Here is a 16,704-nt window from a genome sequence, read left to right as displayed (position 1 = left end):
AATGCGTTTATCTCCCATGTTGCTGGCAGCAGTAGCAATTGCAGCCCCTTTGGGCGGTTCATTGAGTGCAAATGCAGAAACCGCCAACAGTTCAAAACAGACAACAGAAGTTTTGACACTAGAAACAAATCAGCGGCCAGAAAAAGATACTGGTCAGGTTGATAGTAAAAGTCTAGAATCTCGACCTAATCCCACAGGGGTTATGGAGGCGAAAAAATCCCACATTGTCGGACTTTACCCTGCCAATCCAGGAGCGATGCCTGCGGGGGGCTACGCCGAAGCAACCCCAAAGGTAATCGTGCCAACCTCCACAACGCCAAAAACGGCACAAACCCCTCAAATAGATCCTAACTCTACTCAACAGCCGTCTCCCGCTCCAGACATTCCACCGCCAGAAATTCAACAACCAACGGCTTCCCCAACTCCTGAGACTACTCCAGTCCCAGAAAATGTCAACCCACCCACAACACAGCCTCAACAACCAACGGCTTCCCCAACTCCTGAGACTACTCCAGTCCCAGAAAATGTCAACCCACCCACAACACAACCTTTATTACCCACAACTCCAGAACCATCTACCGCTCCCGATGTTCCATTCCCAAATGGTCAACAAAGAACACCTGCTCCAAGCCCAGGTGCGACTCCTACTCCGCAGAATGTTAACCCGCCGACAACTCCGGGAAATACTCAACCCAACACAGCCCCAGAAGCCAATGATCCCCGTGTACTGGTATCGGAAGTAGTAGTTAAAGCGCAAACTGGGCAACTACCACCAGGACTAGAAGACCAAGTTTACAAAGTAATTCGTACCCAACCAGGACGAACGACAACCCGCAGCCAACTGCAAGAAGATATTAACGCCATCTTTGGTACTGGCTTCTTCTCCAACGTGCAAGCAGCGCCAGAAGATACCCCCTTGGGAGTGCGGGTGAGCTTTGTTGTACAGCCTAACCCCGTCCTAACCAAAGTCGAAGTGCAAGCCAATCCTGGCACTGGTGTTGCTTCTGTACTCCCAACGAATACTGTAGATGAAGTATTTCGGGAACAGTATGGCAAAATCCTTAACTTGCGTGACTTGCAGGAAGGCATCAAGCAGTTAAACAAGCGCTATCAAGACCAAGGTTACGTACTAGCTAACGTGATTGGAGCGCCCAAAGTCTCTGAAAACGGAATTGTTACCTTGCAAGTAGCAGAAGGTGTAGTAGAGAATATTAGAGTCCGGTTCCGCAATAAAGAAGGTCAGGAGACAGACGAGAAAGGACAACCAATTCGGGGACGCACACAGGACTACATCATTACACGAGAATTGGAGTTGAAGCCAGGACAAGTATTCAATCGCAACACAGTACAAAAAGACCTACAGCGCGTGTATGGGCTAGGATTGTTTGAAGATGTGAATGTCTCCCTTGACCCTGGTACTGACCCCAGCAAGGTGGATGTAGTAGTGAATGTAGCGGAACGCAGCAGTGGTTCGGTTGCGGCTGGTGCAGGGATTAGTTCTGCTAGCGGACTTTTTGGAACAATTAGCTATCAACAGCAAAACCTGAACGGTAGAAACCAAAAACTGGGAGCAGAAGTACAGGTGGGAGAACGGGAACTGCTGTTTGACCTGCGGTTCACAGACCCCTGGATTGCCGGAGATCCTTACCGGACTTCGTACACAACTAATATTTTCCGCCGCAGTTCCATTTCGTTGATCTTTAATGGCAAAGATAAAGATATTAGGACGTTTGACCCAGGTAATCCTACTAATACAAATTCTCAGGATCGCCCCCGGATTCTCCGTGTAGGTGGTGGTGTCACCTTTACCCGTCCCCTTTCCAGCAATCCCTACAAAACTTCTGTCTGGACTGCCTCAGCAGGTTTACAATATCAACGAGTTTCTGCGCGTGATGCTGATGGTAATCTCAGAAAAACAGGAGCGATATTTGATGATAACGGCAACCGCATTAGTGACGAAATTCCACTAACCTTGTCTAGCCGCGGTCAAGACGATTTGCTACTGTTGCAACTGGGGGCCCAGCGCGATCTCCGTAATAACCCCCTGCAACCCACTAGCGGTTCTTATCTCCGCTTCGGAGTCGATCAGTCGGTTCCCATCGGGCTAGGCAACATCTTACTCACCAGATTTCGGGGAAGCTACAGCCAATATTTACCCATCAAGCTGATTAGCCTCTCCAAAGGCGCACAAACCTTAGCATTTAATCTGCAAGCAGGAACTATTCTTGGTGATTTGCCTCCCTACGAAGCTTTTACCCTTGGGGGTAGCAACTCCGTTCGGGGTTATGACGAAGGAACATTAGGTAGTGGACGCTCTTATGTGCAAGCATCAGTTGAGTATCGGTTTCCAGTTTTTTCAGTAGTCAGTGGCGCACTATTTTTTGATCTTGGCAGCGATCTGGGGACTAGTACTAGGGCGGCTGAAGTGTTGAACAAAAATGGTAGTGGCTACGGCTATGGTCTTGGCGTTCGCGTCCAGTCTCCACTCGGGCCAATTCGGATTGATTACGGTATTAACGATGAGGGTGATAGCCGGATTAATTTCGGTATCGGCGAAAGGTTTTAATTTGTCATTAGTCATTGGTCATTAGTGAATCACAAAGGAGAAAGGACAACTGACAATTAACTTTTTTGGATTAGCTTGCTAATTTTGACATTTACCTCAATACTGTTCCGATAAAGGGATTAATGACATTTTCAGGGGAATATCAGGGATTTTACCAAAATAGACAATGAACAATATTAAAGGAAATATACTTACTTGTCGGATATGCAACAGCACACTCTAGCAGCCCAAATCACCCAAATAGGGGTGGGATTGCATAGCGGTGTGAGTACCCAGGTGCGGATACTACCAGCTGAGGCGGGAAGTGGACGCTACTTTGTGCGCGTAGATTTACCGGATTTGCCGATCGTTCCAGCCCAAGTTGCGGCAGTTAGTCACACTGTTCTCTCAACTCAGTTGGGTAAGGATGAGGTATATGTCCGCACGGTAGAACATTTGTTGGCTGCGCTTTCGGGTATGGGTGTGGATAATGCCCGGATTGAAATTGATGGCCAAGAAGTTCCACTTTTAGATGGTTCAGCAAGTGTATGGACAGCCAACATTGCTCAAGTTGGCTTAATATCACAACCCGTTAACAACCAAGTTCCCAAGGCTATTACAGAACCAATATGGATCTATCAAGGCGATGCCTTTGTATGCGCCCTCCCAGCAGCAGAAACCCGCTTTAGTTACGGTATTGATTTTGACCTACCCGCTATTGGTAATCAATGGCACAGTTGGTCACTAACCACTGAACTAGAAAAAGCTTCTGCTAGCTTTGCTGCACAAATTGCTCCCGCCCGGACTTTTGGGTTACTGCATCAAATTGAACACTTACAAAAAACAGGGTTAATTAAAGGTGGCAGTTTGGATAATGCACTCGTTTGTGGGCCAGAAGGCTGGCTAAATCCACCATTAAGATTTGCAAATGAGCCAGTCCGTCATAAAATCTTGGATTTAGTAGGAGATTTAAGTTTACTAGGAACTTTTCCTATTGCTCATTTCTTAGCGTATAAAGCCAGCCACAATTTACACATTCAACTGGCTCAGAAAATTTTAGATTTTGGATTTTAGATTTTAGTGAAAGAGCGCGGTCTTGGGGGTTTCCCCTATCAGTGACTGCTGAACCCGCAAAGATTTAATTTAAAGTTTACAATCCAGGATTATTAAGGCTTTCGATATACGGCTACCTACTCAACTTTCACATGAAAAATCAACTATACGGCCAATGTCAATCCTCACTGAAGTGAATACCATCGATCCGACTACACCTACATCTACCGAATCACAGGCTATAAATGAGACTAAAATCATATCTGAGATTAAAACAACCTTTACATCTGAAGAAATTCAGAAATTGCTACCCCACCGCTACCCATTTTTACTTGTAGACAAAATAATTGACTACGTTCCAGGTAAAAAAGCTGTTGGTGTTAAAAATGTTACTATCAATGAACCCCATTTTCCCGGACATTTCCCAGGACGGCCACTGATGCCAGGGGTGCTAATTGTCGAGGCAATGGCACAAGTTGGGGGCATTGTTCTTACTCAAATGTCTCCGGTAGAAGACGCGCTGTTCGTCTTCGCTGGTATCGATAAAGTTCGCTTTCGCCGCCAGGTTGTACCGGGGGATCAACTAGTAATGACGGTGGAACTGTTATGGGTAAAACAACGTCGTTTCGGTAAGATGCAAGGTCGTGCCGAAGTTGACGGTCAACTTGCTTGTGAAGGGGAATTAATGTTTTCTCTAGTTAATTAAAAGTTTGCTTTGGTGGTATTGGCATAGCCGTGAAATGCCCTTACTGAATCCTGAAAAAGGATCGCAGTTAAAAAAAATCCACAACAGCATCTGAATAATTTCTTGATTTTCGACGCCCTCTTTACGAGACGCACTCGCTAACACACTTAACTTGCTTTGCCCGACACTTTCGTTCACTGAAATACCTAACGCTCAACAATGCCAGTCGCCTCAATGGGACGGCAGTCAGTATAACTCTCTTAACCAGGGTAACGCACTGCTTTAAAAATCCCACCCGGCGCTGGCTTATCAAGACAGTTCTGGAGATTCACCCTTGAAAACGCTAATTCATCCAACTGCTGTAATTCATCCGAAATCGGAACTCCACCATACAGTGCAAGTCGGTGCCTATGCTGTGATTGGAGAGCATGTCAAAGTGGGACCTGAAACAATAATCGGCGCTCATGCCGTGCTAGAGGGACCTTGTGAAATTGGGGCGCAAAATCAGATTTTTACAGGTGCAGCCATCGGCATGGAACCCCAGGATCTGAAGTTTGTGGGCGAACCAACCTGGGTCAAAATTGGTGATAACAACTTAATTCGTGAGTACGTTACCATTAACCGCGCTACTGGTGCTGGCGAAGCAACGGTGATTGGCGATGGAAACCTACTGATGGCTTATGTCCATGTGGCTCATAACTGCGTGATTGAAGACCAGGTGGTGATTGCTAACTCTGTGGCGTTGGCTGGTCATGTGCATATAGAGTCACGCGCTAGGCTGAGTGGGGTTTTAGGTGTCCATCAATTTGTGCATATTGGTAGACAAGCAATGGTGGGAGGCATGGCCCGAATTGACCGGGATGTGGCCCCATATATGCTAGTGGAGGGAAATCCGGCGCGGGTACGAACCCTCAACCTTGTCGGACTTAAACGGTCTGGTATGGACTCTACAGATTTGCAAATGCTGAAAAAAGCCTTCCGCATTCTCTACCGTTCTGATTTGCCCTTTAAGGATGCTTTAGAACAGTTGGAATTGTTAGGGGATAGCGAACAGTTGCAGCATCTGCGCCGCTTTCTGCTACTTTCTCAGATGCCAGGAAGGCGTGGCTTGATTCCCGGTAAGGGGAAAAAAGGCGTGAGTGATGAATCGTGAATTATAAGTTAGGAGTTAGGAGGTAGGAGTTAGGAGGTATGAGTTAGGAGTTAGGAGTTAGGAGTTGATAAATTAAATTTTTGAACTGCTAACGCTTCACTGTATCATTCCTAACTGCTCACTTTTAACTTCTAACTCCTCACTTCTAAATCCTCAGTTTTAACTCCTAACTATTTATTTTCTAACTCCTAATTTTAATTATCAAATGCGGATATTTATCAGCACTGGCGAAGTATCTGGCGATTTACAAGGGTCGCTGCTAATTACAGCACTGAAGCGTCAAGCTGGGGCGATTGGGTTGGAATTAGAGATTGTGGCGCTGGGTGGCGAAAAAATGGTAGAGGCTGGAGCAATTCTGTTGGGAAACACCAGTAGTATTGGCTCAATGGGTATTTTAGAAGGGTTGCCTTATCTTTTACCGACTCTCCAGGTACAACGTCAGGCGATCGCTTTCTTAAAACAAAATCCACCGGATTTAGTAGTGCTGATCGATTATATGACTCCCAATCTGGAAATTGGGACTTATATGAAACAGCAATTACCACATGTGCCTGTAGTGTATTATATTGCTCCTCAGGAGTGGGCTTGGTCAATAAGTTTGCGTAGAACTAGCCGGATTGTTGATTTTACAGATAAGCTGTTGGCAATTTTCCCACAAGAAGCGCGTTACTTTCGTGAGAAAGGGGCAAAAGTTAGTTGGGTAGGGCATCCTTTGGTTGACCGAATGCAAGACGCTCCTAGTCGTGAAGCAGCGCGTGCAACACTGGGGATTCCACCAGAACAAATTGCGATCGCACTTCTCCCCGCCTCTCGTCGCCAAGAACTAAAATATCTTTTACCAATTATTTTTCAAGCCGCCCAAACTATTCAAGTTAAATTACCTGAAGTTCATTTCTGGATTCCCCTGTCGCTGGAAGCCTATAGACAGCCAATTGAGGAAGCTATTGAGCGTTACGGTTTACGGGCAACAATTATATCAGGTCAACAAATAGAAGTTTTTGCTGCGGCTGATTTAGCTATTAGTAAATCTGGTACTGTCAATTTAGAACTTGCTCTGTTAAATGTGCCGCAAGTTGTAGTTTACCGCCTAAGTTCTCTGACTGCTTGGATAGCTCGTAAAATCCTCAAAGGTTCTATAACCTTTGCATCACCACCTAATTTAGTAGTGATGAAGCCGATTGTGCCAGAATTTTTACAAGAGCAAGCCACACCAGAGAATATTATCCAAGCAGCGATGGAACTGCTACTCAATCCCAGTCGCAGAGAGCAAACTTTGCTAGATTATCAAGAAATGCGGCAAAGTTTAGGAGAAGTTGGCGTGTGCGATCGCGTTGCTCAAGAAATTTTGGAAATGCGACTAAATAATTCGTAATTCGTAATTAAAAATAGAGAATCAATCAGTTTATTTATGAGTAAAATTAAGTGTGAACCACCTGTTTTTGCTAAAAGCCGCATTTATCCATAGGGTAATTACGAACTACGTTAGCGTAGCGTTAGCGACGTAGGAGCGTCATTATAAATTACGAATTAGATTGGGGTGTCATGGCTTATGAGATGAAAAAACAAAGAGCGATCGCAGTTGATTTATTCGCTGGCGCGGGGGGTATGACTCTTGGCTTTGAACAAGCTGGCTTTGATGTGCTAGCGTCTGTGGAAATTGACCCGATCCACTGTGCAACACATGAGTTTAACTTCCCTTTTTGCTCAGTGTTATGTAAAAGTGTTGTGGATACAACCGGGGAAGAAATTAGGAATCGGTCTGAGATTGGCGATCGCGAAATTGATGTGGTAATTTGTGGCTCTCCATGTCAAGGATTTTCTCTAATTGGTAAACGGGCTATTAACGATCCCCGAAACTCTTTGGTGTTTCACTTTCATCGGCTGGTTTTTGAGCTAAAACCAAAGTTCTTTGTAATGGAAAATGTTCGGGGGATTACAGTTGGCGAACATAAACAAATCCTCCAAAGCTTAATTAGCGAGTTTAGAATTGACGGCTATAAAGTAGAAGAAAATTACCAAGTTCTCAACGCTGCACATTACGGAGTACCACAGTCGCGTGAGAGATTATTTCTCATAGGTGCAAGGGAGGATGTAGAGTTACCGAAATACCCTCAGCCAATTACTAAACAAGCATTACCAAATCATTTAACTTCTAAAAAAATATCTGATATCCCATTGAGTCCTACAGTATTGGATGCAATTGGAGATTTACCTGAAATAGAAAAATATCCAGAGTTAGTAACAAGAGATTGGGTTGTAGCAGAATACGAAAAGCCTAGTAACTATGCTCTTGTACTTCGCGGTATCAAATGCCTAGATGATGATTATTCTTATAAACGAGAATATGATTTGCGAATACTTTCTTCAAGTTTAAGGACAAAACATTCAGCAGAAACTATTCAACGTTTTCAGGATACTCAACAAGGCGAGAGAGAAAAAATTAGTCGTTTTTACAAGCTGCATCCTGCTGGTGTCTGTAATACTTTAAGAGCGGGAACAGATAAGTATAGGGGTTCTTTTACATCTCCTAGACCGATTCATCCAATTACGCCCCGGTGTATCACAGTCAGGGAAGCGGCGAGATTGCATTCTTACCCAGATTGGTTTAGATTTCATGTAACCAAATGGCACGGATTTCGACAAGTTGGTAACTCTGTACCACCGTTACTAGCAAAGGCTGTAGCGGGGGAAATTATTCGTAGTATGAATATTTCGCCTTTTAAGCCAAGTTTGGGATACAAGTTGCCAGAGGAGAAGCTATTACAATTTAATATGTCGCAAGCGGCACAATATTATCAGCAAGACTTGAATAGCATCTAGAATTCCCATGCATCTCAATACTGCTCGGTTTTTGGATTTATCGATAGTGTTTTAGACCTGTAGAGACGCGAAATTTAGCGTCTCTACACAAGGCTTTTGGTCTTATCCGAGCAGTATTGCCATGTAAGTAAGTGGGCGCAAATAATCATCACTGGCTAGTAGTTGCGCTAAAGCGCAAGAGGGCGCAACTACGAGCCAAATACAAAGATTTTACTTTTCGTTACATAGTTTGATTTTATCTTGCCTACCTACTTATCTCGTTCTTGGCGAATAAAGTTATCCACTTCTTGCGTTGTGGGAAAATTGCCTTTAGCAGATCCGATAAAGCTAGTTAGAGGCTTTTCAAAATGCTTTGGGGGTGACTCCAGAAGTACTATCATCTCGACAGTTACACCAGTTGGAAGTTGTGGAGAACACATTTCTACTACACCACCAGGTTTGACGATCGCCTTTTGCCTGAGTCCATTAAGTATGATAATTTATCCTCATTAGTGTCGGAATATAGCATTTCATCAGGATAGGTGGAAATAAGAGCCATGTCTACGACGGGCTACGCCTACGTACTGCTTTTTCTAGTTTAGCTTTGAGGTGCGCTCGTATTTCCGAGAAATCGGATCAATTCTTTCCTAATCAGGCTTAATCAAAACCATACAGATAAATACAAGGCTTATTATTAATAATGCACTTCCAGACAAAGTGTTAAAAACAGAACCTTGGGGTGTAAGTAAAAAAAATACAAACAATATAAGACAAGCTCCAATTAGAAGTTTAATCAATGTTGTTAATGGATTTTTTTTCTTCTTTGTTAAAACCGCTTCTCTTGAAGCTATTCACTTCTCTGCCCCTTCCTTAATTCTTAATTAATTAAGTTTTTTAAGCTCTAAAAATCTAAATTTATCAAAATCAATCGGGTCAGCATCTATTACACTATTAACATATCTATTTACTTCCTCTAAAACATCCTCTAATATTTAGCTGTAATTATTATAATTCTTGAAAAAATCATAGCTTTAGACTCTTTCTCTATGCCTATAGGTAAGGCAATTTAAACACTAGCGTTCTTTTGTAATTACAGAGCTACCATTACTAATACTTACTTTTTGAATAAAAACGTTATAGCAAGATGATAAAATATCAGTGCTGATTTGATTAGCAATAAATTCAAAATCTTGGTTTGTTAATCCCTGTGCGGTATCACCGCTTAAGTTAATACAAATAGTTAGGGGTTGAGGATTACTAGAAGAGTGTTCATCATCTACTGCTTCTAGTTCAGGTTCTGCTATGCCTAAATTAAACTCTCTACTCCAAGCTGGAAACTCCTTGCCAGTTTCTTGTCCGTAAACTTTCACTATTTCAATAGATGCAGACCCCAAAGCGGTTAACCCTTTGCGGATAAATGCAACTAAAATTTGCTGATTTAGTACTTGGTCAGATTCTAATATTACCTCCAAGTAAGTGTCTTGGAAGGCAACCTGTGCGTTGATCCCTTTGGAGTGTAGGTGGCGGTTCATCAGAGATGCGATCGCCTCTACATCTCCCTGTCTTGCAAGTTCCAGAAGATTTGGCTGTGTCATAACCAGTAAAAGAGAAAATCAACTTATATTCTCAGGGTTCCCTCTTCACAGCCTTAAGTAACATTATGATGTAAGATATCAGCTAACGTGGGCTAAAATGTCTAGGATAAAGAGAGTTATTCACAGACCTTTGCAAAATATATTTTCCCTGTATCAACATCCAAAATTGCTGTTGTACTTGCAAATTAACAGAATTAATATTAATCAGTTTAATTAAAATTTTGAATATGAAGTTTTATCGAGATCATGCTTGGCCCTCAACGCTGGAAGAAGCCATAGTTATCCAAGAAAAGCTGCGCGATCAAGTAATTACTGAGGATCAACTCCAAGAACCTATCGAGTCCGTTGCTGGAGTGGATATGGGTTTTGAAGCTGATGGAACCATTAGCCGTGCAGCTGTAGCAGTACTGAGTTTTCCTGATTTGCAAGTAATCGAGACAAGCCTAGCACACCGTCCTACGACGTTTCCTTATGTTCCTGGATTCCTGTCATTTCGGGAAATTCCAGCAGTTCTCGATGCCTTGGAAAAGATTAAAACAATACCAGATATCATCCTTTGTGATGGCCAAGGAATTGCCCATCCCCGCAGATTAGGTATAGCTAGCCATTTAGGGTTACTTATAGATATGCCAACAATTGGTGTAGCCAAGTCTAGGTTAGTAGGTAAGTATGAGGAATTGGCAGAAACTAAAGGCAGCAGCCAACCACTTATATATAAAGGTGAAACGGTTGGGGCAGTTTTGCGATCGCGCACAGGAGTAAAACCTCTTTACATCTCCAGTGGTCATCGAGTTAGTTTACCTACGGCGATTGACTACGTATTACGCTGCACGCCCAAATATCGGCTACCAGAAACTACGCGCATCGCTGATAAATTAGCGTCGGCTAAATAAATCTTGTTGAAATTTTTTCTAAATACTTGCTTGCACCGACTCAATCGTGTTAGGAATCGCACAGAAAGGAGTTGAAGTAGCTAACCATGAACGCACTAACTTTACAGTGGCACGATGCAGGCCAAGATAAAACTCAGAACATTTACGAACAACAGCCAAGTAAAAATCTTGGCACTGTCCGCATCGGTCGCGATCCCGTGCGGTGCGATATTGTTCTGAGTCACCCCACTGTCTCTGGACTGCACGTTGAAATATTTTTTGATCACCAGCAACAACGCTTTTATATTAGGAATTTGCGATCGCAAAATCCCCCCCTTATCGATGGACAGCAATTAGTCCAAGGTGAAATGCCTTTAACTCAAGGCACTAGTATCACTTTGGGGCAAATCAAGCTCAACGTTACTAGCGTTTCCACTGGTAATATTCCAGCAACAATTTTGCTACCACCCCATCCACCAATAAACATCGCACATCACCAGTATTCACCGACTCCCCCCGCACCACTGCCAGGAGTTTATGGCTTAGAATGCCCCAAATGTCATAAAGTTTCCCCAGGAGAGAATCTCCAAATTGGTTGTAATTGGTGTGGGACATCTTTGGCTGCGGCCGTGAGTGTGATGGTAGGAGGGAGTTAGGGAGTGGGGAGTGGGGGATGAGGGAGCAGGGGGCAGGGGGAGCAGGGGAGGCAGGGGAGGCAGGGGAGGCAGGGGGCAGGGGAGGCAGGGGGGGCAGGGGAGGCAGGGGGGGCAGGGGAGGCAGGGGAAGAAAAACTATTTATTGATTATTGACAAATGACCAATGACCAATGACCAATGACCAATGACAAATGACAAATGAACAAATCCAATTGAGTTGGGAAGAACCAGCGACGGGAGAACGGCGACAACCAAGGTTGAGTATGCCGATCGCTTTTGGTCGAGAATTCGCTCGCTTACCTGCGGAACTTAGGGGAGTGCGGGTTTCTAGGATGCTGCTTAACAGTAACGAAGTTTCTCGCTACCATGCCCTAATTGACTGGGAACAAGACCATCTAATAGTGATTGACCAAGGCAGCGTTAATGGTATATATGTCAACGGTCAACCACAAACGCGCAGTGTTCTGGCTAATGGCGATACGTTACAAATTGGCCCGTATTTAATAACAGTGACATTTGCTGTTAATGTACCCGCACCAGATACCAGCCTTCCTTCAACGATTCATTTCAACGCAAATACCAATGTTCCAGACCCCACATTGCCTGTAGCCCAGCCGATAACGCCCTTGGCAAGTAATTTCCCGCCGCTAGCGTTTCAGGCAGAAAATGTCACCGTGCAAGCACTTCATGCTACGGGACTACCAGTAGATGAATCTGATTATCTAGCGATCGGGGCGGGACTGGGTAGCTTTGTTTGGGCTGATTTGCTGCGAATTAGTGGTGTCCGTGCTGAGAAGATTGTGGCTTTGGGATTAGAGGCGGAACCTTATGCTCGTTACAAGCGCCTGTGTTTGAATTCGCAAATTCCTTTATATGAAAGATTGCGTTCTAATTCTGACTCTTGTCCTGATAATATTTGGGGTTGGCCTAGTTATGCCTTGCGTGAGGCTTGGCACGATTTCACTAAGGGACAGATAAAATCAGCATTCAAGTATTTGTGGCAAGTTTTTGCTGAACCAACATTTGCAGAAACTTATACACCCCGTGCGGGTAATGTCTTTGATTCTATAGATAGGGAAGCCAAGCGCATTGGCTGGAATCAAATTTATCGCTATGGGCGAGTTAGGGGAATTCGCAAAACTGATGATGGTAGATATTGCATAGCTTATTCTCGCGGCCCAGGAAATTATGCTTTTTTAGTTAGTCGTTATTTACATTTAGCTACTGGGTATCCAGCAATTCAGTTTCTCCCAGATTTGCAAGCTTATAGGGAAAAATATCAAGATTTTAAATCTGTGGTCAATGCTTATGAAGCTCACGATCATGTTTATCAGCAACTAGAACAACAAGGTGGTACGGTGTTGATTCGGGGGCGGGGAATTGTGGCTTCGCGGATTGTGCAGCGGATTTATGAAGCTAGAAAAATAAATCGGAATATTGCAGTTTTACATTTAATGCGATCGCCTAAACCTCAAGGCAACAAATTTCAAAATACCCAGCGCTTAGTCAAAAATCATTACGAATTTCAACCCTTTAACTGGCCTAAAGCCTGTTGGGGCGGAGAACTCCGGGCAATGTTAGAAAAAGCGACTCCCGATGAACGCAAACGTTTATTAGCAGACTGGGGTGGAACTACCACCGCCGACCGTCAAGACTGGCAGCAAATTACTGCCCAAGGGTTAAGCGAAGGCTGGTATCAAATTACCTTCGGTGAGGTTCTGGATGTAGAACGAGATGGCCAAAACCGGACTATTACCCGTATCCGAGAACAAAGCTTTGGGGAAATAAAATTGTTAGCTGACTTTATTGTTGACGCTACTGGACTGGATGCCAAGGTAGATACTAATCCCCTAATAGCAGATTTGGTGAAACATTACAATCTCCCAGTTAATGACTTGGGGCGACTGACTGTAGGGAACAATTTTGAATTAGTAGAAATGCGTAATGATAAAGGTCAAATGTATGCTGCTGGGGCTATTACTTTAGGTGGCCCTTATGCAGCAGTTGATAGTTTCTTGGGCTTGCAATACGCCGCATTAGTCGCCGTTGATGGACTCGCCACCGCCCGTGCTACTGGAGTCCATCGGTTGAATACTATAAGTTCTTTTAGGCAGTGGTTGAAGTGGGTGTTAAATCAGTCACCTTAATGTCAGGAGGCAGGAGGTAGGATGAATACAGTAGACCTCTTGCATAAATCAAAAATAAACAACCCCAAGCATTAAACTATCCGGTTGACAATTGTCCACACTTCCCCATCTGAGCGGACATAAGGAACGGAGATTGTCTTAAACCCAGTAATGAAAGGCTTGTAATAAACTTGCCAATACATTGGACTGAGTTGATTAGCACAAGCCTTAAGAAAACGGACTTCTGCGGCGAGTTCAGCCGCAAGTTGATTAATGCGTTGAGCATGAACCTGTGCGACTTCTTTCGCTTCTTCTAGCTGTTGCTGTTGGATAAGTTGTTTTGATTCACCTTGCGATCGCACTAACTTACCTTGTTTTTGTTTTATCTGTCCTTCCAAGGCTGCGATCGCTGCATCTATGCCCTGGAGTTCAACTGATAATTGGGCATTTTCTCTGGCTTGACGGCGATACGCTTCAACCATTGCCTGGGGTGAATCATTCTCGCCAGAGATTACATTATTAATAGTGAGTGCAGCGCGTTCTTCTAGGAGAATCTGAATTTGAGATTTAAGCGCCGCCATTTCAGCCTGAATTTGCTCCATAAATCGAGTTTTTAAGTGCTGAGTAAAATATTAAAAGCTTTTTGCACCTTGGGTATCGAGAGAAAGCGATCGCACCTCGGCTGTAATTCCTTCTTTTTGCCAAGCAGCTAACATTGCCGCCTCCACAGCCTCTGAGTGTAATTTATCCGCCAAAGCTAATAGTGTCGGCCCCGCACCACTAATCACCATACCATAAGCACCAGCATTAACAGCTGCGATGTTGAGAGCGTCATAACCAGGAATTAAAGCTTTGCGATAAGGCTGATGCAACTTATCTTGCAAAGCTGCCTTTAACCATTGTCCGTTACCAGTTTCCAAGCCGCGCAACAACAACCCCAAATGTGCTGTGTTGAAAATCGCATCAGCGCGACTCACCTCTGTTGGGAGAACGCCCCGCGCTTCTGAAGTGGAAAGTTCAAAATTAGGAATAGCTACAACTGGTACAATATTTTGATGCCAGGGAACATCACAAATTTCCCAAGCTGCGCCACTGGTAGCAGCGAGACGACATCCTCCCAACAAAGCTGGGACTACATTATCAGGATGTCCTTCCATTGCGATCGCTAACTCCATCACCTGCGACTGAGAGAGAGTTGCACCCTCAAGTTGATTAGCAGCAACCAACCCACCAACAATAGCTGTCGCCGAACTACCCAAACCCCTCGCCAACGGCACACCTAACTTAATCTCTATTTTCACAGTTGGCGGTGTCTGCTCTATATGTTGATAGAACTTGATAAACGCTTGGTAAAGGAGATTGCTTTCATCAGTTTGGACTCGTTCAGCTTCTGTACCAGTGACATTAATAATTAGCCCACCTTCTTCTAGACGAGTGAACTTGAATTCGTTGTACAACTTTAAAGCTGCACCGATGCAATCAAAACCAGGCCCCAAATTCGCAGTTGTGGCGGGAACGGTAACAGTGATGGCAGAAACAACAGACATTGGTAAAACTCAGTAATCATCAACTAGCATCTCATGTAAGTGGTTGATTTGCTTATGACTTATAGTAATCTAATGTTGATTGTGACTTGCCCTCAATCTGCATCCAGTGTATCCAGTAGTTTTTTTCCATGAATTACTGCTGCAATAGTGACAGTGTCGCCCTGAATTCGATAGATGATTCGATAGCTGTATACAAACTTTTCCCTAATAGCATCTTCGCCAAACTCTGGTACTATTCGACCTGAGAGTGGAAAGTTATTCAATTGACGAGTTACATCAATTATCCTCTGAACCACTGCCGCAGCATAAGCAGTCGAGTCACGAGATATATATGTGGCGATGTCTTCTACATCTTCTAGTGCTTTAGAAGACCAGACTATTTGATAAGCCATTTGCTCAAACGTTCTTCAGCTTCCTCTTGTGCGATCGCTCCTTCTATGTCGTCGGCTGCTTCTAATCCACGACTAACTTTGTCAATTACATACAGATGGTATTGAATATCTTCGATTGAGCAATCATCTGGCAATTGCTTCAGCAGAGATTGAACTTTTTCTTTTGTGGTATTCATAGGCTCATTTTTAGTTCATTAATAAGGCAACTTAACGCTTTGGTCGAGTGTAGAGTCCACCATTAACATTAATATAACTTCAATGTGACATTGATAGCCTACCCATAGTGAGCGGCTATCAATACTCAAATGGATATGACATTCTTAATAATCTTCAAAAATTCGCGCAATAGAGAAGATGAAGATTCTCTTTCTTTGCGCCACACAGCTGCAAGTTGGTGTTTGAGATTAGCGCCTTGAATGGTTTTATAAACGACACCAGTTCGCTGAAGGTTCTGCACATTGCTGTGCAAGAGCGCTACACCAACCCCACCAGCGACTAAACTGAGAACCGTAATCAACCAAGTCGCTTCTTGAGCCACTTCAGGCGAAAATCCAGCATCTTTACATAACCTTATTGTTTCATTGTGTAGAGAGGGAGCGTTTTCTGATGAGGGTAAAACAAACGCCTCTTTTGCTAATGCTTGCAGGGGAATTTCTGGTAGAGCAGCAAGGCGATGCTTTTCTGGTAACGCGATGACTAATGCATCCTGGACAATCGGCAAAAAAATCAAGTCTGCATCCTGTTCATAATCATTGGGCAAATGCTCAAACCCCACATCAATCTGACAATCGCGTAGTTCTTGTATTTGCTGCTTTGCAGTCAGTTCGCGCAGTATCAATTGCACGTTAGGAGAACAACTGCGGAAATTTTGCAAAATCTCAGGTAACACACTATTAGCAAGCGCACTATTCATGCCTACAACCAACCTTCCAATCTCGCCGCGACTCACTCGTTGCGCTTGGTCAATGGCGCGTTCAAGATGAGAGAGCGATTCCTTAACTTCTTCTAAAAAGACTTTTCTCGCATCCGTAAGTGTAAGCGGACGTGTATTGCGGTTAAATAACTTTACCTTCAGCATTTTTTCCAAGGCAAGAATTCTTTGACTGAGAGGAGCTTGCTGAATGTACAAGCTTTTAGCAGCCTCACTAAAATTATTCTCCGCTTTAACCACCGCCATGAAGCAGCACAGTTGTCGAAGCTCAAATTTGCTTAGTTGCTGATAATCCATAACTTTTTACTGCTACTATATTTTTGAAAATATTTTAATATAAATAAATAATG

The 16,704-nt window shown here is 43.7% G+C and carries 16 protein-coding genes; 9 read left to right on the top strand and 7 right to left on the bottom strand.

All coding sequences use genetic code 11. The features are described from left to right. Position 1: 1 nt before the first annotated feature. From V7K32_RS22185 to V7K32_RS22160, 6 genes are all read left to right on the top strand, one after another. Positions 2–2,566, top strand: a complete 2,565-nt coding sequence (locus V7K32_RS22185) for a BamA/TamA family outer membrane protein (RefSeq protein WP_334995974.1) — start codon at positions 2–4, stop codon at positions 2,564–2,566. A gap of 204 nt (positions 2,567–2,770) precedes the next feature. Next, positions 2,771–3,619, top strand: coding sequence for a UDP-3-O-acyl-N-acetylglucosamine deacetylase (gene lpxC, locus V7K32_RS22180; RefSeq protein ID WP_334995972.1), 849 nt, complete (start codon positions 2,771–2,773; stop codon positions 3,617–3,619). Between the two features lie 154 nt (positions 3,620–3,773). Beyond that, the gene (gene fabZ, locus V7K32_RS22175; RefSeq protein ID WP_334995970.1) at positions 3,774–4,304 is read left to right on the top strand and encodes a 3-hydroxyacyl-ACP dehydratase FabZ; all 531 of its coding nucleotides are present in this window, start codon (positions 3,774–3,776) and stop codon (positions 4,302–4,304) included. 313 nt (positions 4,305–4,617) lie between these two features. Then, positions 4,618–5,436, top strand: a complete 819-nt coding sequence (lpxA, locus tag V7K32_RS22170) for an acyl-ACP--UDP-N-acetylglucosamine O-acyltransferase (protein ID WP_334995968.1) — start codon at positions 4,618–4,620, stop codon at positions 5,434–5,436. Positions 5,437–5,641: 205 nt separating this feature from the next. Continuing rightward, complete coding sequence (lpxB, locus tag V7K32_RS22165; protein WP_334995966.1) at positions 5,642–6,808, top strand: lipid-A-disaccharide synthase; 1,167 nt, start codon at positions 5,642–5,644, stop codon at positions 6,806–6,808. 182 nt (positions 6,809–6,990) lie between these two features. Continuing rightward, positions 6,991–8,256 (top strand): DNA cytosine methyltransferase, encoded by a 1,266-nt coding sequence (locus V7K32_RS22160; protein ID WP_334995965.1) that lies wholly within the window; start codon positions 6,991–6,993, stop codon positions 8,254–8,256. 248 nt (positions 8,257–8,504) lie between these two features. On the opposite strand, the gene V7K32_RS22155 is transcribed toward V7K32_RS22160, so the two are convergent. Continuing rightward, positions 8,505–8,675 (bottom strand): hypothetical protein, encoded by a 171-nt coding sequence (locus tag V7K32_RS22155; protein ID WP_334995964.1) that lies wholly within the window; start codon positions 8,673–8,675, stop codon positions 8,505–8,507. Positions 8,676–9,308: 633 nt separating this feature from the next. Beyond that, on the bottom strand, positions 9,309–9,830 hold the full coding sequence (locus V7K32_RS22150) for a hypothetical protein (RefSeq protein ID WP_334995962.1): 522 nt from the start codon (positions 9,828–9,830) through the stop codon (positions 9,309–9,311). Between the two features lie 227 nt (positions 9,831–10,057). Between V7K32_RS22150 and nfi the strand changes: the two genes are divergently transcribed. The 3 genes from nfi to V7K32_RS22135 all read left to right on the top strand — a co-directional run bounded on the left by nfi (position 10,058) and on the right by V7K32_RS22135 (position 13,505). Beyond that, positions 10,058–10,723, top strand: coding sequence for a deoxyribonuclease V (gene nfi, locus V7K32_RS22145; protein ID WP_334995960.1), 666 nt, complete (start codon positions 10,058–10,060; stop codon positions 10,721–10,723). A gap of 86 nt (positions 10,724–10,809) precedes the next feature. Next, on the top strand, positions 10,810–11,358 hold the full coding sequence (locus V7K32_RS22140; RefSeq protein ID WP_334995958.1) for an FHA domain-containing protein: 549 nt from the start codon (positions 10,810–10,812) through the stop codon (positions 11,356–11,358). Between the two features lie 191 nt (positions 11,359–11,549). Beyond that, positions 11,550–13,505 carry an FHA domain-containing protein gene (locus V7K32_RS22135; RefSeq protein ID WP_334995956.1) on the top strand — a complete coding sequence of 652 codons (1,956 nt, stop codon included), beginning with the start codon at positions 11,550–11,552 and terminating at the stop codon, positions 13,503–13,505. Between the two features lie 71 nt (positions 13,506–13,576). Here V7K32_RS22135 and V7K32_RS22130 read toward each other — a convergent pair whose 3' ends face one another. The 5 genes from V7K32_RS22130 to V7K32_RS22110 form a co-directional block, all read right to left on the bottom strand. Further along, the gene (locus V7K32_RS22130) at positions 13,577–14,086 is read right to left on the bottom strand and encodes a hypothetical protein (RefSeq protein WP_334995954.1); all 510 of its coding nucleotides are present in this window, start codon (positions 14,084–14,086) and stop codon (positions 13,577–13,579) included. A 30-nt stretch (positions 14,087–14,116) separates the two neighbouring features. Further along, positions 14,117–15,031, bottom strand: a complete 915-nt coding sequence (thrB, locus tag V7K32_RS22125; RefSeq protein ID WP_334995952.1) for a homoserine kinase — start codon at positions 15,029–15,031, stop codon at positions 14,117–14,119. 92 nt (positions 15,032–15,123) lie between these two features. Next, complete coding sequence (locus V7K32_RS22120; protein ID WP_334995948.1) at positions 15,124–15,423, bottom strand: type II toxin-antitoxin system RelE/ParE family toxin; 300 nt, start codon at positions 15,421–15,423, stop codon at positions 15,124–15,126. Further along, a complete protein-coding gene (locus tag V7K32_RS22115) occupies positions 15,408–15,599 on the bottom strand; it encodes a hypothetical protein (protein ID WP_334995946.1) in 192 nt (63 codons plus the stop codon). Before V7K32_RS22115 ends, V7K32_RS22120 begins: the two co-directional genes overlap by 16 nt. Before the next feature lie 125 nt (positions 15,600–15,724). After that, complete coding sequence (locus V7K32_RS22110; protein WP_334995944.1) at positions 15,725–16,651, bottom strand: LysR substrate-binding domain-containing protein; 927 nt, start codon at positions 16,649–16,651, stop codon at positions 15,725–15,727. Positions 16,652–16,704: the final 53 nt, after the last annotated feature.

The organism is Nostoc sp. (assembly GCF_036917635.1).
GTDB lineage: Bacteria > Cyanobacteriota > Cyanobacteriia > Cyanobacteriales > Nostocaceae > Nostoc.
The sequence above is the reverse complement of the archived record's forward strand: the minus strand, read 5'-3'. Positions and strand labels throughout refer to the sequence as shown.

What these genes read in the sequence shown, in the direction of transcription:
- V7K32_RS22115 (WP_334995946.1), bottom strand. Translation starts at nt 15,599, where the DNA reads ATGAATACCACAAAAGAAAAAGTTCAATCTCTGCTGAAGCAATTGCCA.
- V7K32_RS22135 (WP_334995956.1), top strand. Translation starts at nt 11,550, where the DNA reads ATGACAAATGAACAAATCCAATTGAGTTGGGAAGAACCAGCGACGGGA.
- V7K32_RS22130 (WP_334995954.1), bottom strand. Translation starts at nt 14,086, where the DNA reads ATGGAGCAAATTCAGGCTGAAATGGCGGCGCTTAAATCTCAAATTCAG.
- fabZ (WP_334995970.1), top strand. Translation starts at nt 3,774, where the DNA reads ATGTCAATCCTCACTGAAGTGAATACCATCGATCCGACTACACCTACA.
- nfi (WP_334995960.1), top strand. Translation starts at nt 10,058, where the DNA reads ATGAAGTTTTATCGAGATCATGCTTGGCCCTCAACGCTGGAAGAAGCC.
- V7K32_RS22160 (WP_334995965.1), top strand. Translation starts at nt 6,991, where the DNA reads ATGAAAAAACAAAGAGCGATCGCAGTTGATTTATTCGCTGGCGCGGGG.
- V7K32_RS22150 (WP_334995962.1), bottom strand. Translation starts at nt 9,830, where the DNA reads ATGACACAGCCAAATCTTCTGGAACTTGCAAGACAGGGAGATGTAGAG.
- V7K32_RS22155 (WP_334995964.1), bottom strand. Translation starts at nt 8,675, where the DNA reads ATGTGTTCTCCACAACTTCCAACTGGTGTAACTGTCGAGATGATAGTA.
- V7K32_RS22185 (WP_334995974.1), top strand. Translation starts at nt 2, where the DNA reads ATGCGTTTATCTCCCATGTTGCTGGCAGCAGTAGCAATTGCAGCCCCT.
- thrB (WP_334995952.1), bottom strand. Translation starts at nt 15,031, where the DNA reads ATGTCTGTTGTTTCTGCCATCACTGTTACCGTTCCCGCCACAACTGCG.
- V7K32_RS22110 (WP_334995944.1), bottom strand. Translation starts at nt 16,651, where the DNA reads ATGGATTATCAGCAACTAAGCAAATTTGAGCTTCGACAACTGTGCTGC.
- V7K32_RS22140 (WP_334995958.1), top strand. Translation starts at nt 10,810, where the DNA reads ATGAACGCACTAACTTTACAGTGGCACGATGCAGGCCAAGATAAAACT.
- lpxC (WP_334995972.1), top strand. Translation starts at nt 2,771, where the DNA reads ATGCAACAGCACACTCTAGCAGCCCAAATCACCCAAATAGGGGTGGGA.
- V7K32_RS22120 (WP_334995948.1), bottom strand. Translation starts at nt 15,423, where the DNA reads ATGGCTTATCAAATAGTCTGGTCTTCTAAAGCACTAGAAGATGTAGAA.
- lpxB (WP_334995966.1), top strand. Translation starts at nt 5,642, where the DNA reads ATGCGGATATTTATCAGCACTGGCGAAGTATCTGGCGATTTACAAGGG.